20 protein-coding genes and 1 pseudogene are annotated in these 26,190 nt (G+C 41.0%); 16 read left to right on the top strand and 5 right to left on the bottom strand.

Annotation, left to right across the window (positions count from 1 at the left end; all coding sequences use genetic code 11):
• The first annotated feature begins 3 nt into the window (after positions 1 to 3).
• The 8 genes from VJ09_RS09140 to VJ09_RS09105 all read left to right on the top strand — a co-directional run bounded on the left by VJ09_RS09140 (position 4) and on the right by VJ09_RS09105 (position 9,513).
• Entirely contained in the window at positions 4 to 366 is a 363-nt protein-coding gene (locus VJ09_RS09140) for a DMT family transporter (RefSeq protein ID WP_044641181.1), read from the top strand.
• The gene (locus VJ09_RS09135; RefSeq protein ID WP_044641180.1) at positions 363 to 767 is read left to right on the top strand and encodes a YvaD family protein; all 405 of its coding nucleotides are present in this window, start codon (positions 363 to 365) and stop codon (positions 765 to 767) included. Before VJ09_RS09140 ends, VJ09_RS09135 begins: the two co-directional genes overlap by 4 nt.
• Positions 768 to 911: 144 nt before the next feature.
• Positions 912 to 1,715, top strand: a complete 804-nt coding sequence (locus VJ09_RS09130) for a YwqG family protein (RefSeq protein WP_044641179.1) — start codon at positions 912 to 914, stop codon at positions 1,713 to 1,715.
• 43 nt (positions 1,716 to 1,758) lie between these two features.
• Positions 1,759 to 2,175 carry a ribosomal maturation YjgA family protein gene (locus tag VJ09_RS09125; protein WP_052807313.1) on the top strand — a complete coding sequence of 139 codons (417 nt, stop codon included), beginning with the start codon at positions 1,759 to 1,761 and terminating at the stop codon, positions 2,173 to 2,175.
• A gap of 435 nt (positions 2,176 to 2,610) precedes the next feature.
• Complete coding sequence (locus VJ09_RS09120; protein WP_044641177.1) at positions 2,611 to 3,375, top strand: DUF3800 domain-containing protein; 765 nt, start codon at positions 2,611 to 2,613, stop codon at positions 3,373 to 3,375.
• Positions 3,376 to 3,443: 68 nt separating this feature from the next.
• Entirely contained in the window at positions 3,444 to 6,686 is a 3,243-nt protein-coding gene (gene hsdR, locus VJ09_RS09115) for a type I restriction-modification system endonuclease (protein WP_044641176.1), read from the top strand.
• The gene (locus VJ09_RS09110) at positions 6,687 to 8,168 is read left to right on the top strand and encodes a type I restriction-modification system subunit M (RefSeq protein WP_044641175.1); all 1,482 of its coding nucleotides are present in this window, start codon (positions 6,687 to 6,689) and stop codon (positions 8,166 to 8,168) included.
• Positions 8,161 to 9,513, top strand: coding sequence for a restriction endonuclease subunit S (locus tag VJ09_RS09105; protein WP_044641174.1), 1,353 nt, complete (start codon positions 8,161 to 8,163; stop codon positions 9,511 to 9,513). The genes VJ09_RS09110 and VJ09_RS09105 overlap by 8 nt, the downstream gene beginning before the upstream one ends.
• Positions 9,514 to 9,726: 213 nt before the next feature.
• Here VJ09_RS09105 and VJ09_RS09100 read toward each other — a convergent pair whose 3' ends face one another.
• Complete coding sequence (locus VJ09_RS09100; RefSeq protein WP_044641173.1) at positions 9,727 to 11,094, bottom strand: helix-turn-helix domain-containing protein; 1,368 nt, start codon at positions 11,092 to 11,094, stop codon at positions 9,727 to 9,729.
• A gap of 252 nt (positions 11,095 to 11,346) precedes the next feature.
• On the opposite strand from VJ09_RS09100, the gene VJ09_RS09095 reads away from it, so the two are divergent.
• The 5 genes and pseudogenes from VJ09_RS09095 to VJ09_RS09075 all read left to right on the top strand — a co-directional run bounded on the left by VJ09_RS09095 (position 11,347) and on the right by VJ09_RS09075 (position 16,660).
• On the top strand, positions 11,347 to 11,634 hold the full coding sequence (locus tag VJ09_RS09095) for a hypothetical protein (RefSeq protein ID WP_044641172.1): 288 nt from the start codon (positions 11,347 to 11,349) through the stop codon (positions 11,632 to 11,634).
• Between the two features lie 335 nt (positions 11,635 to 11,969).
• Positions 11,970 to 13,514 (top strand): alpha-amylase, encoded by a 1,545-nt coding sequence (gene amyS, locus VJ09_RS09090; protein WP_407689978.1) that lies wholly within the window; start codon positions 11,970 to 11,972, stop codon positions 13,512 to 13,514.
• 311 nt (positions 13,515 to 13,825) lie between these two features.
• A pseudogene (gene amyS, locus VJ09_RS09085) lies at positions 13,826 to 15,400 on the top strand (alpha-amylase); the annotation flags it as partial.
• A 230-nt stretch (positions 15,401 to 15,630) separates the two neighbouring features.
• Positions 15,631 to 15,819: a hypothetical protein gene (locus tag VJ09_RS09080; protein WP_044641171.1), complete on the top strand. Its 189-nt coding sequence runs from the start codon at positions 15,631 to 15,633 to the stop codon at positions 15,817 to 15,819.
• A 151-nt stretch (positions 15,820 to 15,970) separates the two neighbouring features.
• The gene (locus VJ09_RS09075) at positions 15,971 to 16,660 is read left to right on the top strand and encodes a hypothetical protein (RefSeq protein ID WP_044641170.1); all 690 of its coding nucleotides are present in this window, start codon (positions 15,971 to 15,973) and stop codon (positions 16,658 to 16,660) included.
• A 387-nt stretch (positions 16,661 to 17,047) separates the two neighbouring features.
• Here the strand turns inward: VJ09_RS09075 and VJ09_RS09070 are convergent, their stop codons facing one another.
• From VJ09_RS09070 to VJ09_RS09055, 4 genes are read right to left on the bottom strand one after another with little or no spacing between them, the layout of a single operon-like run.
• Positions 17,048 to 17,599, bottom strand: a complete 552-nt coding sequence (locus VJ09_RS09070; RefSeq protein ID WP_052807312.1) for a hypothetical protein — start codon at positions 17,597 to 17,599, stop codon at positions 17,048 to 17,050.
• Positions 17,590 to 18,228 (bottom strand): lysophospholipid acyltransferase family protein, encoded by a 639-nt coding sequence (locus VJ09_RS09065; RefSeq protein ID WP_044641169.1) that lies wholly within the window; start codon positions 18,226 to 18,228, stop codon positions 17,590 to 17,592. The genes VJ09_RS09070 and VJ09_RS09065 overlap by 10 nt, the downstream gene beginning before the upstream one ends.
• A 15-nt stretch (positions 18,229 to 18,243) precedes the next feature.
• Positions 18,244 to 19,170, bottom strand: coding sequence for a phosphatidate cytidylyltransferase (locus tag VJ09_RS09060; protein ID WP_044641168.1), 927 nt, complete (start codon positions 19,168 to 19,170; stop codon positions 18,244 to 18,246).
• 1 nt (position 19,171) lies between these two features.
• Positions 19,172 to 19,726 (bottom strand): CDP-alcohol phosphatidyltransferase family protein, encoded by a 555-nt coding sequence (locus VJ09_RS09055; RefSeq protein WP_230199109.1) that lies wholly within the window; start codon positions 19,724 to 19,726, stop codon positions 19,172 to 19,174.
• A gap of 368 nt (positions 19,727 to 20,094) precedes the next feature.
• Here VJ09_RS09055 and gndA point away from each other — a divergent pair, with 368 nt between their 5' ends.
• The 3 genes from gndA (at position 20,095) to VJ09_RS09040 (ending at position 26,178) form a co-directional block, all read left to right on the top strand.
• A complete protein-coding gene (gndA, locus tag VJ09_RS09050; RefSeq protein ID WP_044641166.1) occupies positions 20,095 to 21,507 on the top strand; it encodes an NADP-dependent phosphogluconate dehydrogenase in 1,413 nt (470 codons plus the stop codon).
• A gap of 526 nt (positions 21,508 to 22,033) precedes the next feature.
• Entirely contained in the window at positions 22,034 to 24,520 is a 2,487-nt protein-coding gene (locus VJ09_RS09045) for a hypothetical protein (RefSeq protein ID WP_044641165.1), read from the top strand.
• 11 nt (positions 24,521 to 24,531) lie between these two features.
• Complete coding sequence (locus tag VJ09_RS09040; protein WP_044641164.1) at positions 24,532 to 26,178, top strand: SWIM zinc finger family protein; 1,647 nt, start codon at positions 24,532 to 24,534, stop codon at positions 26,176 to 26,178.
• Positions 26,179 to 26,190 lie beyond the last annotated feature (12 nt).

The raw sequence follows: 26,190 nt of genomic DNA, 5'->3' as shown, positions 1-26,190 counted from the left end.
AAAATGCATTGGATCTATTTAGTTTTGGCGATTTTGTTAGAAGTTGCAGGCACCACTTCAATGAAGATGTCCGAGGGGTTATCAAAGTGGATTCCAAGTGTTCTTATGTTTGTTTTTTATGTTAGTAGTTTTGGTTTTCTAGCATTGGCACTAAAAAATATTGAAGTCTCTGTTGCGTATGCCATCTGGTCGGGAATGGGGATTGTCATTATTACCTTGATCGGGTTCCAATATTTTGGCGAGAGTATGAGTACTGTAAAGATAATCTCCATCGTGCTGATAATACTTGGGGTAGTCATGCTAAATATGACGGGGAATGCTCATGAGACATCTAATACACCAAAGGTAGAGGAACAAGCAAAATGAAGAGTCTAAAGTATTTTTTCATTATAACTGATGTTGGGTTTGTACTTTATTGGTTGATTACCTTCTTTCACCTGATCCCTGCCGAATATTTATTCAAGGATTATCATGATCCCATCTTGGTTGCTTGGAATTGGTCGTTTCTACCATTAGATTTACTGATTTCTCTAACTGGATTTATCAGCCTGTATTTCTATTCAAAGCAGAATAACCGTTGGACAAGCTATGCACTCATCTCCTTAGTCCTTACCTTTTGCTCTGGTTTACAAGCAATCGTCTTCTGGGCTTTTCGTCTTGACTTTGACTGGACGTGGTGGCTGTTTAATTTGTATTTGCTTGTTTATCCATGTTTCTATATGAAGCCAGTGATGAGACAGTTGCATGGGGAAACTGGAACAAATTAGTTTACTGCTTGCATAATGGGAATAGTCTCTAATGTTCTATTTGATAAATTCAGTAAAGTATACTAGAATAACCGAAGAACGTTTGTTCGTGATTTTATAAGAGAGATCTTTTTGAAATCAAGTCCACTTGTAGGGAGAGATCACATGAATAAAATTCCGAAGCTATCATTACCAAAAGAGTTCGAACCATACAGAAAGAATATAGAAGATACTGTTCGGCCATACATAAGAATTTCTCCTAAAAAAGATAGTACGAATGTCTATCAAAGTAAGTTCTTAGGCAAACCTTATTTACCAAAAACAATAGAGCATCCGAAAGATAGCAAAGGCAAACCGATGGTATTGTTAGCACAATTGAATTTTGAAGAAATTCCAGCATTAGAACATATGCCAGACCATGGGATTTTACAATTTTATATACCAGCTGAAGATGATTTGTTAGGACTCGACTTTGATAATATGACAAAACAATCGGATTTTCGGGTTTTATATCACTCCGAGATCATAGAGGACGAATCATTATTGGTAACGGATTTTTCTTATTTGGATCACCTTGATACAGAATACTTCCCACTAGAAGAGGAATTATCTTTATCTTTCCAAATAGAGTATGAGCCTATATCTTATGTAGATTTTCGATTTAATGAGTGGTTAAGCGAGTTAGTAGAACTAGATAATGATGAGTTTGAATTATGGGAGGTTTATCATGATACTTTCCCAAGTTGTACTGGTCATAAGATAGGTGGTTATCCTTTCTTTACACAGTTTGACCCGAGAGGATATCATCAAACACTTCAAGAGCACGAAATTTTATTGCTACAAATAGATAGTGATGATGATATGGGGATTATGTGGGGAGATGCTGGAGTAGCCAACTTCTTTATCAAAAAAGATGACTTACTAAAATTAGATTTCTTGAATGTGGCTTATACTTGGGATTGTAGTTAGAAGAGAATTATAAATAAAGCACTTTCACTATGTGGGGGTTCCAATGAAGTCTAGGTTCATTTATTTATTTCTAGTAGGGATCGTTATTTTACTGGGGATCGGGTCAAGAATCGATTCGGACATGATCCCGCCATTGATTACCCAACATGCTGGCGACATTTTATGGGCAAGTATGGTTTATTTTGGGGTTCGGTTTTTTTGGGTCAAAAAAAACTTGTTCTGGGCTGTTGGGATCAGTGTGATGTTCAGTTTTGGAATTGAAATTAGTCAGTTATACCAAAGTGAGTGGATCAATGAGATTCGAAATACAACGATTGGCTCCTTGATATTGGGGAGAGGATTTTTGTGGATTGATTTACTTCGCTATGTGATTGGTATTTTGTTTGCTTATTTATTTGATCGGTTTGTCTTTTGGAAAAGGATGTGTAATCGGAAAACAGGGTCAGATATTTCGGAATAGAGAATGATTGAAGAGTTTGAAGATGTTATACTAACAGATTAACAGTTTGTCACACATTCCAGATCGTCACGGTATCAGAAGCTGGAAGAGAAAGATTGCCTTGCACATCGGTTTTTAGGATATGAAAAAGGCACCCTCATCATGGAGGGTGCCTTTTTCATAAGAAAGAGAGTAGCCGCTGCAGTTCTCTTTCTTGTTAAAAGGAAGTAGCTACTGCAATTTCCTTTTGTATCATCTTATTCATTCTTTTCGCTTTTTAGACCTTGCAGATCGAAATAGATTAGAAAGCAACTGCGATCTTTCTATTTCTGAAAAGAGAAAGCAACTGCGATCTCTTAGTACCATTACATACATTCTAGTCTATAAATAATAATTTAACAAGTGTGTCTTTTCTGTTATCATATGTCCAAATGTTAGCATAATTGGAGGACTCGAATGACTTATACATTATATGTAGATGAGATGCATGCAAATGGACCTTATCAAAACTTTATATTAGCTGGTATTGCTTTTGAATCCAGTTACTATGAAAAAATGGTAGTTCCGATAATAAATGATTTTAAAAGAGGATATCACAACGAGAGTTTTATCTTACATGAACAATCGATTTTTGCTAAGAAGTATGGTACCCCATATTATGCGTTCAAAGATAAGGCGTTACTTGATCAGTACTGGCAGCAATTTTGCAGTACCTTCCAGGGCATTCAAGGTACTATTTTTACAGTAGTGATCAAAGAAAATTCATTGAAAAAGCAGTTCAAGGATATGAACGACATATACCATATTGCCATGCAACTCCTACTAGAAAGTTATTGTACATTTCTTATTGAGAAAAACACGTTTGGGGATGTCATGTTTGAATCAAGAAAGAGTAGATTAGACGAAAAACTGCTAGAACATTGCAATTTTCTAAGAGCTATGGGAACAGTACTGTATCCCAATCATGTTTTCGCCAAACGAGTTACCACGATCAGCTTTCCTAAAAAGATTGATAATATCATTGGGCTTCAACTAGCTGATGCAATCCCTAATTCCCTTAATCGATATTTAAGTAATATGGACCAAAGGATAAGTGGGTTGTTAGATATTATTCAATCTAAGTTTTATACGAAAAATAGTATATACCGACACTCTGATGTTCAAGTGCTTTCAAGTGAAATCGATCTCATAGCATACCATAAAAGTCGTCACCCACTGTAAATACTACATAGATCTATCTACCTATGATAAAATTATTTCATTAATATTTTGTCAAAATAGGTGATGAGATGAGTTCGCATAACTTCTATTTCCTGCATGAGAAGTGGGAATTGCTGAGTAGATTAGGGGAGGCAGCAGAAAGGTATATCTATCAAGATCCTAACGCCTCGATAAGTAAACTTCGTCTCTTTTGTGAAACCACTGCCAAGTATGTGATGGCTTTGGAAGAAATAGAGGAAAAACAGAAAATGACACAGGTAGATCGCTTGTATGAGTTGAACAAGCATGATTTGTTGACTCGTGAGATAAGCGATCTATTTCATCTTATTCGAAAAAAGGGTAACTCAGCTTCCCATGATGCTACTTATGGAGAAGTTGCCGAGGCAAAAACACTTCATCGCATGGCATTTCGGATTGGTGTCTGGCTGATGGAGACCTATGGAGATTGGCAGTTTCAAGCTCCAGACTACCAAGAGCCGAAGCAGAAAGAAATGATCTCAGCATCGGAAATCGAGAAGCTCACGGAAGAATATGAGGAGAAGTTATCCCATCTGGAAGACGAGCTAAAACGTATACTACAAGCACAACAAGAATTGCAAAATAAAGAGAAACAAGCACGTCGCAAGCAAGGAACTCGTTCGGGATCGAATCTAAAACTAACCGAAGAAGAGACCCGTGTCCTCATCGATCAACAATTACGAGATGCTGGTTGGGAAGTGGACACCTGGCAATTGCGGTTCTCCAAAGGTACTCGCCCACAAAAAGGGAAAAATCGGGCAATCGCTGAATGGCCTCTGCAAAAAGGATATGCCGACTACGCTCTCTTTGTAGGATTGGAATTGGTTGGACTGATCGAAGCAAAGCGAGCAAGCAAAGATATCCCAGCAGACATTGAGCAGGCAAAAACATATGCCAAGCTAGTCGTAAAACATAGCGATGAGCAAATTCATGAGCCGTGGGGAGATTACTTTGTACCGTTCCTCTTTGCTACCAACGGACGTCCTTATCTCAAACAGCTAGAGCAAAAGTCAGGGATTTGGTTCTTGGATGCACGGAAATCTACCAATCATCCCAAGGCATTACAAGACTGGTATTCTCCTGAGGGCTTAAAACGTTTACTCACGCAAGATGTACAAAAAGCAGAACAAACCTTGCGAGATGAAAAATTTGACTATTTAAAACTGCGTCCCTATCAAGTAAATGCCATTCAGTCTGTAGAGGATGCCTTGAGCCAAAAACAACAAAAAATCTTGTTAGCGATGGCGACAGGTACAGGGAAGACGAGAACGGCAATCGGTCTAATCTACCGCTTGATCAAAGCAAAGCGATTTAACCGAATTCTCTTCTTGGTGGATCGTACTGCACTAGGAGAACAGGCAGAAGCGGCATTCCAAGACAGCAAACTCGAAAGCTTCCATACCTTTACCGAAATTTATGAGCTGCAATCGCTGCGAGATAAAAAGCCAAATCCGGAGACCAAAGTCCAGATTGCTACCGTGCAGAGTATGATGAAACGTCTATTTTTTCAAGAGGATGCCAAGGACAAGCCAACAGTTGATCAGTATGACTGTGTGATCGTCGATGAGGCACACCGTGGCTATACGCTAGATGGGAATATGTCTGAGCTAGAATTGGAGATTCGCGATCATCAAGACTATGTGAGCAAATACCGCAAAGTCCTTGATTACTTTGATGCCGTTCGCATCGGTCTGACTGCCACCCCTGCCCTGCATACTACCGAAATCTTTGGTCCTCCCGTCTATAACTATTCGTACCGGGAAGCAGTAGTAGAGGGATATCTAGTAGACCATGAGCCTCCTTTTGAATTTGATACGCAACTAAAGAAAAACGGTATCCACTTCAAAAGAGGACAAGAAGTAGAGACATACGATACCAAAACCCAAACGGTAGCCAAAGAGTATATGCAAGACGAGACCAATATCCAAGTAACGCAATTTAACACCAAGGTGATCACGGAGAATTTTAATAGAGTGATTACCGAAGAGCTAGTGAATCATCTCGATCCATATGGGGAAGCAAAAACGCTCATCTTCTGTGCCACCGATGACCATGCCGACATGGTAGTCAGTCTTTTGAAAAAGACATTAGCAGATGTGCACGGTGAAATAGAAGATAATGCGGTCATGAAGATTACTGGCTCCATCCATGACCCCTCTGGAGCGATCAAGCGTTTTAAAAACGAAAGATACCCTAATATCGTGGTCACCGTAGACCTATTGACCACAGGGATTGATGTACCAGCGATCAGCAATCTGGTCTTTTTGAGACGAGTTAGCTCCCGAATCTTGTACGAGCAAATGCTAGGGCGAGCCACGAGAAAATGCGATGAAATTGGCAAAGATCACTTCAAAATCTTTGACGCAGTAGGAATCTACAATGCACTCAAAGCGTATTCCGATATGCGTCCAGTCGTGACACGTCCCCAAGTTCCGATCATGCAGCTAGTTGACGAACTTGATAAGATAGTAGAGGAAAAAGACCTGAAAAAGCACCAAGAACAGATCATCGCCAAGATCCAACGCAAACTTCGCAATATGTCGGACAAACAAGAGCAAACCTTCCAGACACTCGCTGGTGGTCAGTCTGTCGAGAAGTTTATCGAGACGATCAAACAGACCAACCTTCCTGATCTGGCAAAAGAACTAACCAAACATAAAACCCTGCTCCAATATCTAGATGAGAACAAGGATCGGGAGAGCAAGCAATACATCTCCAAACATGAAGACGAATTGATCGGAGTTACCAGAGGCTACGGAGAAAAAGAGAAACCAGAAGATTACCTCACTGCTTTTGGCAACTACATCCGAGAAAATAGAAACAAAATCCCGGCATTGATGGTCGTCTGCCAACGCCCTTCCGACTTGACCAGAGAAGAGCTAAAGAAACTACGCCTAGAGCTGGATCAATTGGGCTATTCCGAAAAAAGCCTGCAAACCGCTTGGCGTGATGCCAAAAATGAGGACATCGCCGCAGATATCATCGCCTTTATTCGCCAACAAGCATTAGGCGATCCATTAGTAAGTCACGAAGAGCGTATTAAGAGTGCGATGAAAAAAGTATATCAGATGAAAGTATGGCCACCTGTGCAAAAACAGTGGCTCGAACGGATCGAAAAACAGCTACTGCATGAGTCGATCCTCCACCCTGACCCAGAAAAAGCCTTTGACTATGAGCCGTTCAAAAGTCGTGGAGGATACAAACAACTCGACAAAATCTTTAAAGGCGAACTAGCCAACATTGTACAAACGATCAATCAGAACCTGTATCGCTATCAGAAGGAGAAAGCCTAAATGACCAACCAAGAGATTGTACAGAAGTTATGGAATCTATGTAATGTGTTACGAGATGATGGGATTACCTATCATCAGTATGTGACCGAGCTGACCTACCTGCTCTTCCTTAAGATGATGAAAGAAACGGGACAAGACTACATCATCGAGGAAGGGTATCGCTGGGATTCGTTAGTTAAAAAAGATGGCATCGCACTAAAAGATCACTATCGACAACTACTTATCGAACTGGGAAAAGCGGATAACTCGCTCCTAAAAGAGATCTACAACGACGCTACCTCCAATATCAGCGAGCCAAAAAACCTCGAAAAGATCATCAAGTCCATTGATGATCTAGATTGGTATAGTGCCAAAGAAGAGGGACTTGGCGATCTCTATGAGGGACTCTTGCAAAAAAACGCCAGCGAGCTAAAATCCGGTGCTGGGCAATACTTTACCCCACGTGTCCTGATCGACACTATCGTAAAACTAGTTGACCCTCAGCCGGGTGAGCGTTGCCATGACCCAGCCGCTGGAACCTTTGGCTTTATGATTGCTGCTGATCGCCATGTACGGAGCAAGACAGATAATTATTTTGACCTATCCCAAGAAGAGATCGAGTTCCAACGCCATCAAGCATTTGGTGGGGTGGAGTTGGTAAAAGATGCCCATCGTTTGGCGATCATGAACGCTCTCTTACACGATATCCAAGGCGAGATTTTGCTGGGAGATACCCTCTCTACCGCAGGAGAATCGCTCAAAAACTACGATGTGATCTTGACCAATCCACCATTCGGCACCAAAAAAGGGGGCGAGCGGGTCAGCCGATCCGACTTTACCTTTACGACGTCCAACAAACAGCTAAACTTTTTACAACATATCTATCGTGCCTTGCGTGCCAATGGCAAAGCGAGAGCAGCCGTCGTCCTGCCGGATAATGTCTTGTTTGAGAGCGGTGTCGGGGCAGAGATTCGTCGTGACTTGATGAACAAAGCCAACCTTCATACCATTCTGCGCCTACCGACAGGGATTTTCTATGCTCAAGGCGTTAAAACCAACGTCCTCTTTTTCACCAGAGAAAAGACAGACGTAGATAGCACCAAACAAGTCTGGGTTTATGACCTACGTACCAACATGCCATCCTTTGGCAAACGCAATCCACTCACGGAAGCACATTTTGACAAGTTCATCGAAGCATACACCGCCGAAGATCGTACCAAAGTGGATGACGAACGCTGGAACTGCTTTACCCGTGAGGAGATCGCCAAAAAAGGAGACAGCCTCGACATCGGTCTCATCGCAGACGAATCCCTCTCCATCTACGAGAACTTACCAGATCCGATCGAATCGGCAGAAGAAGCGGTAGGCAAACTGGAACAAGCGATCTCTCTATTAAATGAAGTCATTGCCGAGCTAAAAGAAGTAGACAAGCCAGTAACGTATAAGACAACAGAAGAAGTATTATTAGTAGCGGAAAAATCGGGAGTGTATGGGGATGAGTAAGAAGAAAAAGCAGTCAAAGACGATCGAGGAGCTACTGGCAGAGGCATTGGTACCAGAAGAAGAGCAGCCGTATGAGGTGCCGGAGAATTGGGGATATATTTACTTTACTAGTTTATTAGATATCCAAGGAGGAACCCAACCTCCTAAGTCTCAATTTATTGAGAACCCAGAAACAGGATACGTACGCTTGCTTCAGATCAGAGATTTTGCTAATGATAACTTCAAAGTGTATATCCCAGATAAGAGTAATTTGAAAAAAGCTCAAACTGAAGATATATTAATAGCACGCTATGGAGCATCATTAGGAAGAATACTTACTGGTAAGTCGGGAGCTTATAATGTAGCTTTAGCGAAGGTTATTTTTTCGAAAAACGATTTTGACAGAAAGTACTTATATTGGTTGCTAAAATCTGAGCATTTTCAAAAGCCGCTTTATAGTTTATCACGGTCTGCCCAATCTGGTTTTAATAAAAATGATTTAGCTCAAGTAGTTCTACCTTATCCGCCAATAAATGAACAAAAACGAATTGCTGATAAAATAGAACGCCTTTTTACCAAAATCGATGAAGCCGAACGGTTGATTGAAGAAGTGAAGGAATCGTATAATCTTCGAAGGGCTACGATTCTTTATAATGCATTTCACCCTACAGTAAGTAGTACTAATGATGAAAACGTAAATTCTAATGGGTATTATTATCTTCCTGACAATTGGAGTTGGAAGAAGTTTAAAGAAACAGCAAGTGTAGATTCTAATTTAGTTGATCCTAAAGAGCATTTTGAGTTACCCTTGATCGCTCCGGATAATATTGAAAAGGGTACTGGGAAACTGTTATCATATTTAAAAGTGAGAGAATCTGGAGTTAAAAGTCCGAAACATTTATTTCGGTCTGGTCATATTCTTTACTCTAAAATACGACCATATCTATCAAAAGTATATTTAGTAGATATGGAGGGACTTTGTAGCGCAGATATGTATCCTATCTCTACAAATCTTTATTCTACATATCTTTATTGGTTTATGTTATCTCCATTGTTTGTTGAACAAGCTTCTACAGCTGGTTCAAGATCTGTGTTACCAAAAATAAATCAAAAAGAACTTGGAGAAATATTAGTTCCTGTTCCTAAAGATCCTGATGTACAAAAAAACATTGCTGATAATATAACAAGGCTCTTAGACAATGAAGATCAAATAAAAAAACAAGTAACTAGTGTTGAAAGCATTATTAGTTCTATTAAGGAAAGTATTCTCCAAAAAGCATTCCAAGGTGAGCTAGGTACCAATGATCCATCCGAAGAAAGCGCCTTAGAGCAACTAAAACAAACACTCAAAAATCAACTAGCATAAACGAAATTGAAAAATAAAAAGGTTACCAATCTGATATGATCCCCTATAGTAGATTGTCTACTATAGGGGGACTTTTCATGACAAATCACCAGTATTTCCAGAGAAAACGAAACAATCTGAGCCCATATCAATACAGAACTCAGGTTGCCTAAATGTGCTTTTTTATTTTTGTCTTCTTGACAGGGGTCAATTCAATCAAATAGAGTTACCCTTTTATATATCAGGTGGCTCATTTACGAAGGCAAACATCCCAGTACCCCCTTGTTGGAGATTTTTGAGCAATTCATTCAGTAATGAGTCTAAGTAGTTCTCATAGCCTGATGATTTTGAACGGAATGCGATTTCTGTTAATAATACTAGATGAGCACGTACTTCATCGTCAAGACCTAATTTCCTACATAGATGGAGGCTGCGCTCCAAGATATTCGTTGCCTTTTTCACTTTCTTTTGTCTAAAGTAGCATTCGCCTAACGTTAGCATCGCTCGACATAGTCGAAAGTTGTCTTGGTGTTCCCCAACTTGAACGGCAGTCTGGAGAAATCCTTCCGCTTTCGTGAGGTTCCCTTGCTGAATATAAATTTTGCCAAGCTGTGTATACGTGGTGATCGCTAAGTGTTTATCCCGAATCTTAGGCTCCAATTTACTGGCAAACTGATAATAGACTTCGGCAGTGTTTAGGTCGCCTAATCTAGCATGTGCCTCACCTAAGGAGGATAGTAGTTCAAATTTCCGATCCTCATTTCGCTCCAATCTAGCTAGATCAAGTCCTTCCTCAGCTATCTGGATCGCTTCATGATACCTGCCTAGTTTGACTAGAATCTCTACTCTAATTTGGTACATATTCAGCCGGAGATCGGAGAACTGTAGAAATTCTTTATGATCCCAGATTCCTTCGATCACTTTTAAAGCATCCGTATCTTGGTTTAGCTTTTCTAGGATTGATGCTTTATGAACATAGAGCGTGTAATACAAATAGGAATGCTGTCCCTGTGGGTCAAAGGTATCGAACCCCTTCTGATTAATAGCCAACGCTTTTTTCAACTTATTCTGTCGATGGTAAATACGACTGATCAAGTAATAACAAGCGGCAATCATATTACTCGATTGCAACTCTGGTACTACTTGCGCAAACCGTATCGCCAATTCGAAGTGACTAAGCGCTTCTTCTGGGAAACGTTGCTTGTCTGCTATCTTCCCCCTTAAATAGTGACTGAAGGCAGACATCAAGTCCTCTTTGCCGACCAGAAACTTACGTTGTTCCTCATACCTACGTAGTTCCTCTAATGCTGTTGCTGGATTCTCTTCCATTTCCAACTCTATGATTTGAACTCTTCTAAAAACATCTAGTTCAGTAACCTCATAATCTAGTTCCTCTGCATACTTTTCCTGATCAATCCCCAGAAAGGAACAAACTTTTTGTAAATGCTCGCTACTTACTTGTTTGTAAGCCCTTTCCATAATACTAACGGTAGAAGATCCGATCTCTAACTCGTTTGCTAAATCAATTTGGCTCAACCTTAGCTTTTTTCGTGCATCCTTGATCGCTTGTCCTAAACTTCCAGAAACATATTCTTTTTTCATATAACACACCCTATAAAATTTTTTACCTAAAATTCGACCAAATACGCTTGTTCCGCTAGAAAATTGCTCCCAATAAAGTAATCTGCGTTGGCAATGAGCAAAACAAATGAAATCTACGAACAAAGTTATTCATATACAGCATAATAGGATGAATATTTGAAAATTTGTGTAATGTATTATACCCCACTAAACTAGGGGTGTGGACAAGTGATTTCCAATTTTTATAAATTATTTTTCTAGGAGGAGACAAACATGCTCAGATTGCACATGAAAGGTACGAAAAATGAATTAGATTCTTTTGAAATTGGTCTAAAGGGCTGTGGACCATACGAAATCACGAAAACTTGGAGCATGGAACGGGTGGGGGGCATAGCCGAATCACTTTATACTGCCACACCAAAACCTAGTCACCTATGTCGACTAATCCTGACTACAACAACAGGTGAGGTTATTGTTTTACCTGCAATGAGATGGAAGGGGTATTCTATGGACTCGCAAACTACCTTGTACGTAGGTAGTTTATATGATATTTTTGCTTAATTTGAGAATTAGCGACTAAGTAGGAACGAAAGGAATAGCAGATGATGGGTAAACTAGATACAGAGTTTCAAGATCACGGCTACAAAGGATTATAAAGAGAAAGAGTTTGTTGGTGGAGAATAGTAGATTGAGATGATTCATTGTGGTCAAGTGTCAGAGGGTTAGCATTCTAGGTACGAGAAAAGGAGCTGTGCATTTTAGCATCGTTCCTTTTTGGCGTATATATTAGAACACTTTACTAAGTCATGGCTTCAATGACACTGAGCGAGTAGATAGATTATGAAAAAATATTATATAATTATGAAAACGCATTCTTTTGGAAGGAGGTTACAGGAATGAAGGTATGCAAGAGCATGATGATGGTTGCTTTCTTTTTAGCAGTATTAATCATGGTACCTCTAGGGGCAGCCAATATTAGTGCATCATATACAAATGGAACATTGATGCAGTATTTTGAATGGTACTTGCCAAATGACGGTGGACATTGGGATCGACTACAGAATGATGCTGCCCATTTAAAAGAAATCGGGATTTCGGCTGTCTGGATTCCACCGCCTTATAAAGGAACTTTCCAAACGGATGTTGGATATGGGGCTTATGATTTATATGATTTAGGAGAATTTGATCAAAGAGGTACAGTTCGAACAAAATACGGGACCAAACAACAATTGGTGAGTGCGATTACCAGCCTACATCTCAGTGGAATTCAAGTATATGGGGACGTGGTCATGAATCATAAAGGGGGAGCAGATTATACACAAAAGGTCACTGCGGTAGAAGTTGCCTCAAATAATCGTAATCAAGAGGTATCTGGAGAATATCAAATCGAAGCCTATACTGGATTCAATTTCCCTGGAAGATATAATAAGTACTCCACTTTTAAATGGCAGTGGTATCACTTTGATGGGACAGATTGGGATGAGTCCAGAAGGTTAAACAGAATCTATAAATTTCGTGGGATCGGGAAGGCATGGGACTCAGAAGTATCGTCCGAATATGGAAACTATGATTACCTCATGTATGCGGATCTCGATTTTGACCATTCCGAAGTGGTACAAGAAATGAAAAATTGGGGGACTTGGTATGCAAAGGAGTTAAATCTGGATGGATTCCGATTAGACGCGGTGAAGCATATCAAACACTCTTACTTGCAAGATTGGCTTACAACGGTTAGACAGAATACAGGCAAAGAGATGTTCACCGTAGCAGAGTATTGGAAAAATGATATAGGAGCTATTGAGAATTATCTAGCAAAGACGGGATATACGCATTCAGCCTTTGATGTTCCGTTGCATTACAACTTTTATCAGGCATCTACCAGTGGTGGCAGCTATGATATGCGAAACCTATTAAACGGAACCCTAGTTGCTTCCCATCCTGTCAAGGCGGTCACCTTTGTGGATAATCATGATTCCCAACCAGGGCAGGCATTGGAATCGACTGTTCAAACTTGGTTTAAACCACTGGCATATGCTTTTATTTTGACCAGATCAGAAGGGTATCCAACGCTTTTCTACGGGGACTACTATGGGACAAAAGGAACATCATCTTATGAAATCCCTGCGCTCAAAACCAAGCTTGATCCACTATTAATAGCACGGAAATCCTATGCTTACGGGACTCAGCATGATTACTTCAATCATTGGGATCTCGTCGGTTGGACAAGAGAGGGAGAAAGTACCCGTACCAAGTCAGGTCTCGCGACACTGATCTCCGATGGTTCAGGCGGGAGTAAATGGATGTATGTTGGGAAACAACATGCGGGAGAAACTTGGGTGGATCTAACAGGGAACTCGACCAATAAGGTTACGATTAACCATGATGGTTGGGGGGATTTTTATGTAAACGGGGGCTCTGTATCTGTTTATGTGCAGCAATAGCTCGTCTTGAAAAATCTCAGATAGTTAATGAAAGGGTTTTCGCGTTCACAAAATTATGATTTATAAAAAATAAATTCTGTACTATAATAGATTCATCCTCCTACAGCATGACTAGGTGCATTGTGATCAATGTTGCTAGCCATGCTGTAGGGGCGAACAATGTCTGGCCCCTTCAGCATGAAATTTCATTATGAAAGGACGTGCTGAGGATGAAAATGTACTTACTTATTCCCTTCACATTCATTTATGTAATAGAAGGTCTACTCTGTATCATTTGTGTGTTTCTCACGAATTCTCTACCAGTTAGTTTTACTCTTCTAGGAATCACTGTATTTCTTTGGTGTTTGGGCTTTTTTGCAGTGTTTTCAGCTGCACTTCCTGAGCCTGTGAATGCAAACGCTAACAATAACATGAACAAGAATACATCATACAATGGCAATGGAACCCTTATGCAGTATTTTGAGTGGTATTTACCAAATGACGGTGGACATTGGGATCGACTACAAAGTGATGCGGACCATTTGCAAGACATGGGTATTACAGCAGTCTGGATCTCCCCGCCGTATAAAGGAACCTCTCAACATGATGTAGGATACGGTGCCTATGATCTCTATGATTTAGGTGAGTTTGATCAAAAGGGAACCATTCGTACGAAATACGGGACAAAGCAACAGTTGATGAAAGCGATTTCCAAGTTACATCAAAGTGGAATACAAGTGTATGGAGATGTAGTGATGAACCACAAAGGTGGAGCAGACTATACCCAACAAGTTACTGTTGTAGAAGTAGATCCTAACAACCGCAATAGAGAAGTATCAGGGGATTATCAAATCGAAGCTTGGGTAGGATTTGATTTCCCAGGTAGAAAGGATATGTACTCTGGCTTCAAATGGCAGTGGTATCACTTTGATGGTACAGATTGGGATGAATCGAGAAAAGCTAGCAAGATATTTAAATTTCGTGGAGTAGGTAAGGACTGGGATTGGGAAGTATCTTCCGAGTTTGGAAACTATGATTACCTCATGTATGCGGATATTGATTTTGATCACCCGGATGTAGTAGAGGAAATGAAGAATTGGGGAACATGGTTTGCAAATGAGTTAGGTCTAGATGGTTTCCGTTTAGATGCGGTAAAGCATATTAAACACTCTTTCTTGCAAGAATGGCTTACGCATGTGAGACAGCAAACAGGCAAGGAGATGTTTACCGTAGCGGAGTATTGGCATCAGGACTTGCGAGCGATCGAGCACTATCTCGCAACAACTGGTTATACACACTCTGCCTATGATGTTCCGCTACATTATAACTTCCATCAAGCATCGGTCATGGGAGCGAACTATGATATGCGAAACATTCTAAATGGAACGCTAGTTGCTTCTAATCCGATCAAGGCGGTCACCTTTGTGGATAATCATGATTCACAGCCAGGTCAGGCATTGGAATCGACTGTTCAATCGTGGTTTAAACCTTTGGCTTATGCTTTCATTTTGACAAGAGCAGAAGGATACCCATGTGTGTTTTATGGGGATTACTATGGAACCAAAGGAACAACATCTTATGAAATTCCTGCTCTCCAAAGTCAACTTGACCCACTATTATTAGCACGAAAAAACTATGCTTATGGGAAACAACATGATTACTTTGACCATCAGAATATCATTGGGTGGACAAGAGAGGGAGAAGAATCCCACGTAAAATCAGGTCTTGCCACACTGATTTCGAATGGTCCAGGTGGGAGTAAGAAGATGTATGTTGGAACACAACATGCAGGAGAAACATGGATTGATTTAACAGGAAATAATGCAACCGTTGTTACCATTAACAACGATGGTTATGGGGAATTTTTTGTAAACGGTTACTCTGTATCTGTTTACGTTCAACCATAAACCGCTCCCACCTTTTCTAAAGGGTGGGGGTTTCTTATTTTAGGTAAAATATTTATAATGTTCAAATATTACTACCGATTATACTGCGCTTATAATTAGTTTTTATAGTATATTGAATTTATCGCCTACAGCGTGACTAGATACGTTGTTCTCAATGTCACTAGTCATGCTGTAGGGACTGTCTAGCCCCTCAGCATGAAAATTTCATTAGATGAAAGGAAGTGCTGAGGATGATGATAAATCATATGAACGTAGCAATAGTACATTTTGTAGCAGGAATCATTGGTCTTATCTTGTTTATGATGGAGCCTTTTAGTTTTGGTAGTGTTATCGGGAGTTTACTACCAACCATTCTTAACTGGAGTCTTGCTGTTATGAATCTAGTACTCTATCGAATAAGAAAAAAAGCACAATCCTAGGCTAGACAGACACACTAGTTTACTGGTGTGTCTTTTTATGTTTTATGACTATCTCTGTAGGTTTAGGAATATTTCCTCTCCTAACTGCCTACATTAGAATCAAAAGCAACTTGCAGTTTGGTTGCAGTTTGGGTTAAATGGAGGTAGTGAGGTGATATACTTGTCCATTAGTGAGCAGGAACGCCAGCTGTTTGAGTGTGTGATCCAAGAAGTAGGCAACGATCCTCTAAAAGCAGGTGCTACCATTAAAGTATTGTTCAATCTTTTGAGAAAGACCTCATTGGTTCCGTTAGCACTTCAACAAGAAGTAGAACAGGTACTTACTCAACGATCCCCTTACGATGGGATACAGGATTCACTGAGAGAAGAATTGTATAAACTTGGGGCACTTGTAGCGGAAATCGCTCAAGAGGATCAAGGAAAAACATATACTACCGGACAGCTAGCGAAAGTTTTTGGAGTAAGTATTACGACCATTAACAATTGGATTGGAAGTGGTCGTTTTATTGGTGTGGAGAGAACTACCCGAAATAAACAAGCGAGAATTTCGGAAAATACCCTCTGGATTTCACCAAATGATGAGCGGATCCCTGTTTTTGATGTAGTTGCTTTATATGAAAAGAATAGCGAAATGCTTTCGTATTCAAAGGCGTCATCTGATGACAAGCTAGATCGTATTCGATATCTTGTAGATGTGGTAGATCATTTCGAGAAAAAGTATGGAAGTTCATATAAAGAAGTAGAAAGCCAAAAAGGCGATCCTAGTAGATCAGAAGATTGGATCTGGGCGAGAGAAGGGAAAGAGTGGCAAATGACTTTGCGTGAATTAGGAGACATATGATCGGAGATCCTGCTTCCAATCTCGTTTTGCTACAAAAGTCATTTGGACATGCCATATTATCTATTCGAAATACAGATAGCACTGGTATGCCTAGCTCTGCCTTCGCCCGAATCCATCTCTTTTATCTAATGAATAGACCGAATATTAGGTGATCGATAAAAAGACGGAAGAGTATGAGTTGCCTTCGAAAGTAACTCGTAAGTTGGTATTAAAATGGAGACCATCGTTTATGGTCTCCAAATTTTTTGTGCAATCAATTTGCTCTAGAGCGTAGAGACTAATGGACAAAAAGGCGATCTTGATGGAACAAACCATTTTGGACGTAGAAACATAGCGTAGGTAGCTATCAAAAACAACATAGTGCTGATGGTATAGTTTCAATAATACCTACCCCGACGGATTCACCCCAAAATAGGTCACATATACCAGTACCCAAACCCAGCTCAGAATCCACTGTTTTTGCCGCAAAGTACATTTTCCAAATACATATTTACTCACCAGCCATGCTGTCACGGTCACAGCGAGAAAGCGCATGAGTCTAGCTGGGATGCTAGCTAGGAGAAAGGTGAGATAGCCGATCCCGACCGTAGGGGCGTATGAGGCATATGAGGCATATATCTTATAGGGTATTCCTTGAGTAGGTCCCAAGACCATAGCGAGTAAGCCATCTTGTCGGAGAGATCGTTCTACCTCTTGAATCATCTCCGAATTGATTGCAGGAATAATATTTAATACCGTGATTACTGTAGCAGGGTCGGATAAGCTCCAGAAATAGAGACTTGTCCCCCCTATAAGAGCACCAATCAAGGCAAAGAGACAGGCGAGAAGAGCTTTTTTGATATTTTGTAACGCAATGTAGGTGAGGATCACATCTGGGATGATAAAGAAGATCGTAGCTTCCGCTAGACCCCAAACAAAAGCTGCTAGCATCAATCCCACGGTTGAAAATCTCCTTCCTTCGCCAGCTCGACTATACGATGATCTAGTTGTGCCATAAACTTTCCACGATCGTCTTGATAGTAGAATGGCTCTCCTACTAAAACGTCACAGAAAAAAGGGATGAGTACATAGTCCCCTTTCGGCAGTGTTTTGCCTAGGCCATGTAAAAAAACAGGATAGATTGGGACATCGGGACAATGTTTCGTCAGATGATAGAGCCCTGTTTTATTACGCTGTAGTACTTCTGGTTCTCCACGAGTGCCTTCAGGGAACAGGATGACAATATCTTGTTGTGCTAAGGCATCATAGATATTGGTAAAGAGGTCTTCTTTTCGAGATCTGCCTTTTCGTTGAATTGGCAGGATGTTCATGATTCCAAGAGAGAACCAGGATACGAATCGGTTTCGCAAAAAGTAATCTGCAGCAGCAACGGGACGTAAGTGACGAAGCATGGATAAAGGAAAGAGAGACGTTAGAACCAAAGTATCTAAATGCGAATTGTGATTGGCAACTATGATTGCAGGTCCTTTCCTTGGCAGACGCTCTCGGTGGCGCACTTTCAAGCCTAAAAGGACTTGAACTAGGGGACGGACTAGGATGATAGAAAAGAGAATTCGCAAGATGTTCATGTCCGTTCTCTCCTATTAATAATAGAAATAACGTACAAAGTGGAAGAAAATAGGAGCCGTGAACGTGAGACTATCAACACGATCTAAAATTCCGCCATGTCCCGGGATGGAGCTTCCACTATCTTTGACATGGAGATCTCGCTTGAGTGCAGAGATATTGACATCTCCAATAAATCCACCAACACTGATCAATATTCCCGTCCATAGGATATGAATAGGCTGTAGCGGAGTAAGCAAAGGCGCGAGCAGATAAGCAAGCCCGATCGTGGTCATGATGCCTCCCAGAAGTCCTTCCCATGTTTTATTAGGACTCACTTTTGGGACGACTTTGTGTTTACCGAGAAATTTTCCCCAAATGTATTGTGCTACATCATTACACTGAGTGAGTACGACGAGAAAGAGTACGAGTCCAGCTCCACCAGCTTCTAGCGCTCCTTCTGGAGGGAGAACTAGTAAATAGGATACATGGCTGAGACCAAAAACCATTAACATCAATCCCCAGTGTATAGAGCCTACTGAATGTAGGAAACCTTTGTTCTCGCCGATTAGGATTAGAACAATCGGGATGAGCAGAAACATATAGACAGGGATAAAAATAATATACATTCCATACCATTGCTGATAGATCCAATAGAATTGAATAGGGATCGATAGGTATGCCCAAAATAGGACATGACGATGAGCACGTTTTGTTGGGATCAAGCTTAGATATTCTTTGAGTGCTAAAAAACTGAGAAAAGCAAAGAAAATGATCGAAATCTTACGACTGATCATGATCGTGATTGAAAAGATCGCAACCATCACCCACCAAGATTGGATACGTAATTTTAGTTCGGTGAAGTCCTTTTCAGGTTTGAAGCGAATCAACAAGAAGGTAACGATAGAAGCGATGATTAAAACACCAAAAATGCCAATGATTACTTGGAGTAAAGGTTGAGACATGTTAAGCGATCTCCTTTAATGCTTGATAGATTCTATTCCCTATATTGGCGAAGAGAAGAATAAGGACGAGACCAAGTAGATAAGTTCCCCAGCCTTGTAGCGATACTCCAATAGCTAGCAACAGGGAAAGAAGACCAAAGAGAAAAGCACGATCACTTTTTCCCATCGGGCCGTCGTAGCGCCGGCTTGCTCCGATTACTTCTCCTAATATTCCGGTCATTTCGCTAATGATGCTAAATAAGACAATTAGCACAATCAGGATTGGGTTGACTCCCACAACATAAGCAAATGGTAGATACATTGCTGCATCCGCTACTACATCACCTAGCTCATTTAATATGTTACCAAGAGGTGTCTTTTGATCGTGCTCTCTGGCTAACATTCCATCTATTGCATTTAGTGCCATTCGGACAAAGAGTATGACTGGAATAATGGCAAAGACAATGGTTTGTTCATGATAAAAGAAGAGCAGAACTCCAGTAGCAATAGATAAAGCCAGTGCAAATAAGGTTACCTGATTTGGGGTGACCCCCCAATTGGCGATTTTCCGTACCAAGGGACGCAATAAGTCTTGAAAACGTGACTTTAGGTCGTAGATCGTAATAAGAAATCACCTCTAAATAATAATAGTAGTGATAGATAAGATGCTTCTTCTTCTCATATTATCAGATTTTTGTTTTATTGAATGGCAATAAAAATCTTAATCATAGGAACAAACATATTTGGGCATGAACATGCTGTTGGTGAAAGTGTTTTTTTCTTTTTTGCAAATTTTCCCCTAGATTCATTGCAAGTTTGTAATGTTTGCGAAATAATGAACGATGACTGATGTATGAAATTGGATGAAATTCTCAGATTAAGTAGTGGATGATTTAGGGAATGGGGACTATATACTCTCTGATCTAGGAGAGAAGGAGGATCAGCATGAAAAAAAGTGATTTTGGCGTAATCGGACTTGCTGTGATGGGGAAAAATTTAGCCCTTAACGTAGAGAGCCGTGGATATACTGTGTCGGTGTTTAACCGGTCTCCAGAGAAGACCAATGAACTGATGGCAGAAGCAAAAGGAAAAAATGTAGTAGGTACTTATACTGTTGAAGAGTTTCTGGAGTCGTTAGAAAAGCCTCGTAAGGTGATGCTGATGGTCAAAGCAGGAGCAGCAACAGATGCTACCATCGAGACACTTCTACCGCATTTAGATGAAGGAGACATCCTGATCGATGGAGGAAATACCTTCTACGAAGACACCATTCGCCGTAGTCGTGAATTGGAGTCTCTTGGAATTCATTTCATCGGAACAGGAGTCTCTGGTGGAGAAGAAGGAGCACTAAAAGGGCCATCGATCATGCCTGGTGGGAAAAAAGAAGCACATGCACTAGTAGCTCCGATCTTTGAAGCGATTTCTGCGAAAGTCGAAGGAGATGCTTGTACAACCTATATCGGTCCAGATGGCGCAGGTCATTACGTGAAGATGGTACATAACGGGATCGAATATGGAGATATGCAGTTAATCTGTGAAGCGTATGCGCTGATGAAAGATCTTTTGGGCATGTCTGCCGATGAATTGCATGAGACGTTTGCAGAGTGGAACAAAGGAGAGCTCGATAGTTATCTAATCGAGATCACAGCTGATATCTTCCGTAAAAAAGATGAACAGACAGGTCTTCCTTTAGTGGATGTGATCTTGGATACAGCAGGTCAAAAAGGTACTGGAAAATGGACAAGCCAAAGCTCTCTTGACCTAGGAGTGCCTCTATCAATCATTACGGAATCGGTCTATGCGCGGATTATTTCTGCGATGAAAGAAGAGCGTGTCCAAGCAAGTAAGATTTTGCAAGGACCAGAGCGCAAAGAACTATCTGCGGAAGAGAAAGCAGTATTGGTAGAGAAAATCCGTAAAGCCCTCTATGCATCCAAAATTTGTTCCTATGCTCAAGGATTTGCACAGATGCAAGAAGCGTCTAAAGAGAACGGATGGAAGCTGCAATTGGGAGAGATTGCGATGATCTTCCGTGGAGGATGTATCATTCGTGCTCAATTCTTGCAAAACATCAAAAACGCCTATGATCGAAATCCAGAGCTGGCTAATTTGTTGTTGGATCCTTACTTCCAAGGTATTGTACAAGAGTATCAGTCGGCATGGCGCGATGTGATCGCTACTGCTGTTCAATATGGAGTGCCAGTTCCTGCATTCTCTAGTGCCTTAGCTTACTTTGATAGCTATCGCAGTGAACGACTTCCTGCTAACCTATTACAAGCACAGCGTGACTACTTTGGAGCACATACGTATCAACGCCTAGATCGTGAAGGTGTCTTCCACACCAATTGGTTAGCATAGATTTTTCGCTAATAATCTGGTCTCTTTCTATGGAAATGAGATCAGATTATTTTTTTCTTGCCATCTTTTCTATTATTCTTTATAATGAAAAACATAAGAACAATAAGTACATAAGTTCGGCTATGAAAGTCTAGCAACTCGTACGGCGTTACGCCGTGCATGCTCTCAAGCTGTTTTCACTTCAACCGGCACTGCGCTACTTAGGCAGCACCTATCGTCTACGGGGGCTACCTGTAGAGATCCTAAGTAAGCGTAGCTGCTCTCTACAGGTAGCCCCCGTAGACGGGTGCTGTTCAGTGGCATCACCGGTTCGGATAGGAAGAAAGTGGACTTACATAGCAGAATGTGGATCTCTCCTAAGGGGGAGATTTTTTTTCTATTTATCACCGAAAGTATGTTCGGAAAAGTTGTACGTTTCCTTGACGTTGTTTTCATACACTTCTATAATTTTCTTAGTAACTGGATAAATAAATCTATTTGGACTTAAGCGGATTCAGGAGTTTTTTATATAAAGGAGGACACCGAATTGTCGAAAAGCAACATCGAACCGGCATGGTGGGAATTAGATGAGGGGAAAACTCCTCTCCCTGCTTCCTTACAGAAGTTATTAGACGATCAAGATCCGGCTTTTCTAGAGGAGTTAGAGAAGTTTGCGTTTAGCTTTTCTAATTATCAACAAAAAGATAAGAACGGAAAAGTAGTATGGAAATCATTTGAAGGTCATTTGCGCAAAAAAGATGCATCTTGGCTCTGGGCTCTCTACTTGCATCCATCGACTCTTGCAAGAGAAGGATTAAAGAGAATTTTAAGCTACAAGTCTTTAGATCATATGAAAAGTCTTTCACAGGACTGGAACAACCAAGAAACATGGCTGGGAGACTATGCAACTCATTTATATGCAACTCCATTTATCACGTCACGTACTAATCAGACAAAGTATTCTCTTACAAAGTCCTCCGTTCGTTTTTTTCCTTACCTAAAAGCGATTTATAAATCTGTAGAGAAACGATTAGATAACGCAGAGATATGGGCTACTCTAGCTTATCGTTTTGATGTGGAATCGGTTTACAATCTGCATGTAGAGGGGCTTCATCCAAGTTGGAAACCGAGAAGTGATTCGTTTGACAGTGTCTATACATCCAGAACTCATTATTACCTACAACGTCGGAGTTGGCGTACGCTACGCAAATTAGGAAAAGCTGGTTCTTGTCACTATGTCCCATTTGCTACGGAACTCCTCCTTCAATATCAGCCAGAAGATATAAATCGTTCAGTGCTTACCTTAATGCGTGTTCTCTACCATCAGAGCAAAGAACAACGCTATAGATTTACTGGTAGTTCAGCTCACATAGTTAAAGGGGACGTCGATGTTTCCGCCACTCGTGAAGAGGCTTTTCCAGAACTTTGGGATCAGCGTCCTGATCAACTGCTCCGGATTTTAGAGCATTCGGAAGTAGCGGCGATCGTTGATTTTGCAAGAAAAGCATTGGAATTAGGTCATGCCGACTTAGTATTAGGATTAGAAGATGAATTGTTGTTCCGTTTACTAGCTTCGTCGGTTTCGGCCAAACAGCTTTTTGCAGCGAAAGCACTTCTAAACAAACGTGCAAAAACCAACGAAACAGACATTGATTTACTTTGTAGGTTCTCCTTGCATGTTCATCCAGAGATCCGTAAAGTTGCTTTCTCTTACTTAAATCAGCAGTTACAAAACCTTTCGAAAGAAGAGCTCCAATTATTTATACGTGGATTTGTAACCTATATCTCGTCCGATGATGCTGTATCAGAAGACGTGGTGGCAGACTGGAATAGCTTCTTACAGGAGAGCGGAGAGCTATTCCTACCAGAAGTAGCCGACTGGAATTTGACTAGCGGAATGCTTGATTCTGATCAAGAAGTACTACAGAATCTTGGAGTTCTCTTGTTCCGTTACCTAGATCCAAGAGAAATGACAGGGAATGAACTTCTCCCTTATTTTGCTCACCCATTGGAAGCAGTGCGCCTTGCAGTGAGGAACTTTTTACATCTACACTTTGCTAGCTTGCGATTGGATGTACCGTTTCTTGCTTCTTTCGCTACCATTTCTGGTGAAGAACATCAGGTTTTTGCTACTCAATTTTTTACAGATCGCCTTTTATGGGCAGCATCGTTTGGCCAAGAGCTGATCCAACAACTATGGGTTCGTATGTTACAGCGTGATCTCGATGAGGGAGTACGTACGTTTGTTCGAGAAGTCTTGCTCGGTACATTGTTCTTTTCAGAACTTGCGTCGACTTCCTTGCATAAAGTTTTGCGATTGGTAGGAAGCGATGAAGCAGGGCTTCAAGACTTTGGTGCACGACTTCTTCAACTGATCGATCCGCATCCTGACGATTTTACCGAAGCACAATTACTAGAATTGGCTCATAGTCGTCTGCTATTGACTAGACAAGTGGCGAGAGATTGCATTGCCAAAAATATCGACCAGTATGATGCTGACTTCTTAGTTAGCCTAGCAGAGACAGACTGGGATGATACGAGAGAATGGATGTTTTCTTATTTCCGAGAATTAGATATAAAACAATTGTCTCCCAAGCTGATCTATGGACTTTTGGATACAGCACGCTCCGACATCCAAAAAGAAGCGATGAAATTGGTAGCAGAACATGAGGATCAGCTCGATTTAGTAGAGTTGATGATGCGAGCTAGTGAAAGTACCGATTTAGTTGTCCAAGAGTATGCTTGTAGTTTATGGACCAAAGTAGAGTGTACCGAATCAATGCTTCAAGAGCTAGATCGCTTTATCCGTACTGTGTTGTTCCGAGTTCATGCAGGGCGGAAAGCGAAAAAGATCATGTTAGCTCATCTGCTTCAGTTAGCAGAACAAAAAGAAGCGCTCGCAAGGTTGATTATCCCGATTCTCACTGATCTAGCAGCTATTCAAGAACGCCGAGATTTGGAGAAAATCCTTTATTCCATCGCGAAGATTCAAGCGATGTATCCCGAGATTCCAACCCCTATTACGGTACGTTAGGAGGAAAATAGATGCTTTTTCAGCAAACATACGCCAAGTCGAGCGGAGTACGTCATCACAATGGACAGACGACAGTCGACTTTGCACCGGATCTAGGTCGTGAACCTACTTATTTCCGTGGAAAGATTGCAGATCCCCTACGTTATCGGGATGCAATGATTGCTCTTCGTGATGTAGTTGTCTCGGATCTTAACTATAAACCAAAGGATCACTCTCAATATCAGGCTTGGGTTAAAGAACAATATTTGTTAGATATTGCCGATGCAGTAGAGAGAAAAAATGAGGTGGCGGCTCAAATTAAGAGTGCCCAGGCCAGATTGCGGGAGATCGACCAAGAACGTACGAAATATTTAACGGACTATTATCAAGCACAAAGACGGTATTTCAACTGGTTATACGAAGTGGACAAGCAAGGTTGGTATGTTTTGGATCCTGTTATTACGGTTGCGCCAGACCAAGTCTTCTTTGAGGCATTCTCACTAGATGAATCTTCTTATGGTCGTTTAGCCGTCCACGAAGAACTGTTCCAAGATGTAAAAGATTTTCAGTATGGTACAACCAATATTGATTTTTCCGATTCCCTCTTAAATGAGTTAAAACGGATGCGAACTTATCGCCCAACCGACTTTCAAGTAGATCCTTCTGGTTTTGAGGTAGCAACGGAAGGACGCGAAGTATACAAAGAGAAAAAAATTGACGTACCAAGTAGTTGGGTAAGAGGCTTTTTACAAGTCCAATCGGCAATGTCCCTGCCAACTCACTCCTTTGATATGCGACCTATTGACTTATACAATATCTGTTCCTTCTTGCGGAAGAATCGTGAGCGAAAAAGCCCAAGATCATTGAAGTTTATCCTCACTCCAGGTCAGCCAGTTCGCTTGGTAATCGAACCATGGAACGAAGAACTGGTACTCTTTGACTCGATCTATACAGGGGATACCGAACAAGTGATTCGTACTTGGGGACGTCGACGTCTCTTTCTCTTAGAGAGATTGCTACCATTAGCCAAAAAAGTAACAGTCCATTTATTAGGAACGGGACTTCCTAGCTTCTATGTTGTCGACTTGGGAGCACTCAGCTTTACTCTCGGTCTGTCAGGATGGACTCGCAATGACTGGGCTGGAGCAGGACAATTTGATCTTTTAACGGGGTCTACAGCAGAAGTATCTCCACTAGAAAGTACATTGGTCTTTTCTCAGCTGAAACAGAAAAAGACTGTTACGGACTCTGAGCTAGCAGCCTCTACTCGTCTATCTATCGAAAAAGTCCATGCGGCACTAAAACAGCTTTGTAGTGCTGGTCGAGTGATGTTTGACTTGGAGATTGGAAAATATCGATTACGTGAACTGACACGAGATCCGCTTCCAATGGACGAGCTAAAGTATACCAATCCAAAAGAGAAAAAAGCAGAAGAGCTACTTGCTAGTGAGGCACTTCTGGAACTGACAGCAGATCCACAATTGGATGGCAAAATGAATTGGGCTGGTAAACTTAAAGGCGAAAAACGACCATTCGAAGTATCTGTTGATTTAGACAGAGATGGAAAGATGGAGAAAGCGTCATGCAATTGCTATTTCTATCGTACGAATCGCTTGATGCAAGGGCCATGCGAGCATATCTTGGCAGTCATGATCAAATCTCGACAAGCCAACAACTAGAGAGGAGGAAGA

Source organism: Risungbinella massiliensis, from assembly GCF_000942395.1.
GTDB lineage: Bacteria > Bacillota > Bacilli > Thermoactinomycetales > Thermoactinomycetaceae > Risungbinella > Risungbinella massiliensis.
The sequence above is the reverse complement of the archived record's forward strand: the minus strand, read 5'-3'. Positions and strand labels throughout refer to the sequence as shown.

Excerpts from the sequence above, each read along its gene's own strand:
- VJ09_RS09130 (WP_044641179.1), top strand. The coding sequence starts at position 912 with ATGAATAAAATTCCGAAGCTATCATTACCAAAAGAGTTCGAACCATAC.
- VJ09_RS09120 (WP_044641177.1), top strand. The coding sequence starts at position 2,611 with ATGACTTATACATTATATGTAGATGAGATGCATGCAAATGGACCTTAT.
- amyS (WP_407689978.1), top strand. The coding sequence starts at position 11,970 with ATGAAGGTATGCAAGAGCATGATGATGGTTGCTTTCTTTTTAGCAGTA.
- VJ09_RS09065 (WP_044641169.1), bottom strand. The coding sequence starts at position 18,228 with ATGAACATCTTGCGAATTCTCTTTTCTATCATCCTAGTCCGTCCCCTA.
- VJ09_RS09095 (WP_044641172.1), top strand. The coding sequence starts at position 11,347 with ATGCTCAGATTGCACATGAAAGGTACGAAAAATGAATTAGATTCTTTT.
- VJ09_RS09040 (WP_044641164.1), top strand. The coding sequence starts at position 24,532 with ATGCTTTTTCAGCAAACATACGCCAAGTCGAGCGGAGTACGTCATCAC.
- VJ09_RS09105 (WP_044641174.1), top strand. The coding sequence starts at position 8,161 with ATGAGTAAGAAGAAAAAGCAGTCAAAGACGATCGAGGAGCTACTGGCA.
- VJ09_RS09140 (WP_044641181.1), top strand. The coding sequence starts at position 4 with ATGCATTGGATCTATTTAGTTTTGGCGATTTTGTTAGAAGTTGCAGGC.
- VJ09_RS09135 (WP_044641180.1), top strand. The coding sequence starts at position 363 with ATGAAGAGTCTAAAGTATTTTTTCATTATAACTGATGTTGGGTTTGTA.
- hsdR (WP_044641176.1), top strand. The coding sequence starts at position 3,444 with ATGAGTTCGCATAACTTCTATTTCCTGCATGAGAAGTGGGAATTGCTG.
- VJ09_RS09060 (WP_044641168.1), bottom strand. The coding sequence starts at position 19,170 with ATGTCTCAACCTTTACTCCAAGTAATCATTGGCATTTTTGGTGTTTTA.
- VJ09_RS09080 (WP_044641171.1), top strand. The coding sequence starts at position 15,631 with ATGATGATAAATCATATGAACGTAGCAATAGTACATTTTGTAGCAGGA.
- VJ09_RS09110 (WP_044641175.1), top strand. The coding sequence starts at position 6,687 with ATGACCAACCAAGAGATTGTACAGAAGTTATGGAATCTATGTAATGTG.
- VJ09_RS09125 (WP_052807313.1), top strand. The coding sequence starts at position 1,759 with ATGAAGTCTAGGTTCATTTATTTATTTCTAGTAGGGATCGTTATTTTA.
- VJ09_RS09100 (WP_044641173.1), bottom strand. The coding sequence starts at position 11,094 with ATGAAAAAAGAATATGTTTCTGGAAGTTTAGGACAAGCGATCAAGGAT.
- gndA (WP_044641166.1), top strand. The coding sequence starts at position 20,095 with ATGAAAAAAAGTGATTTTGGCGTAATCGGACTTGCTGTGATGGGGAAA.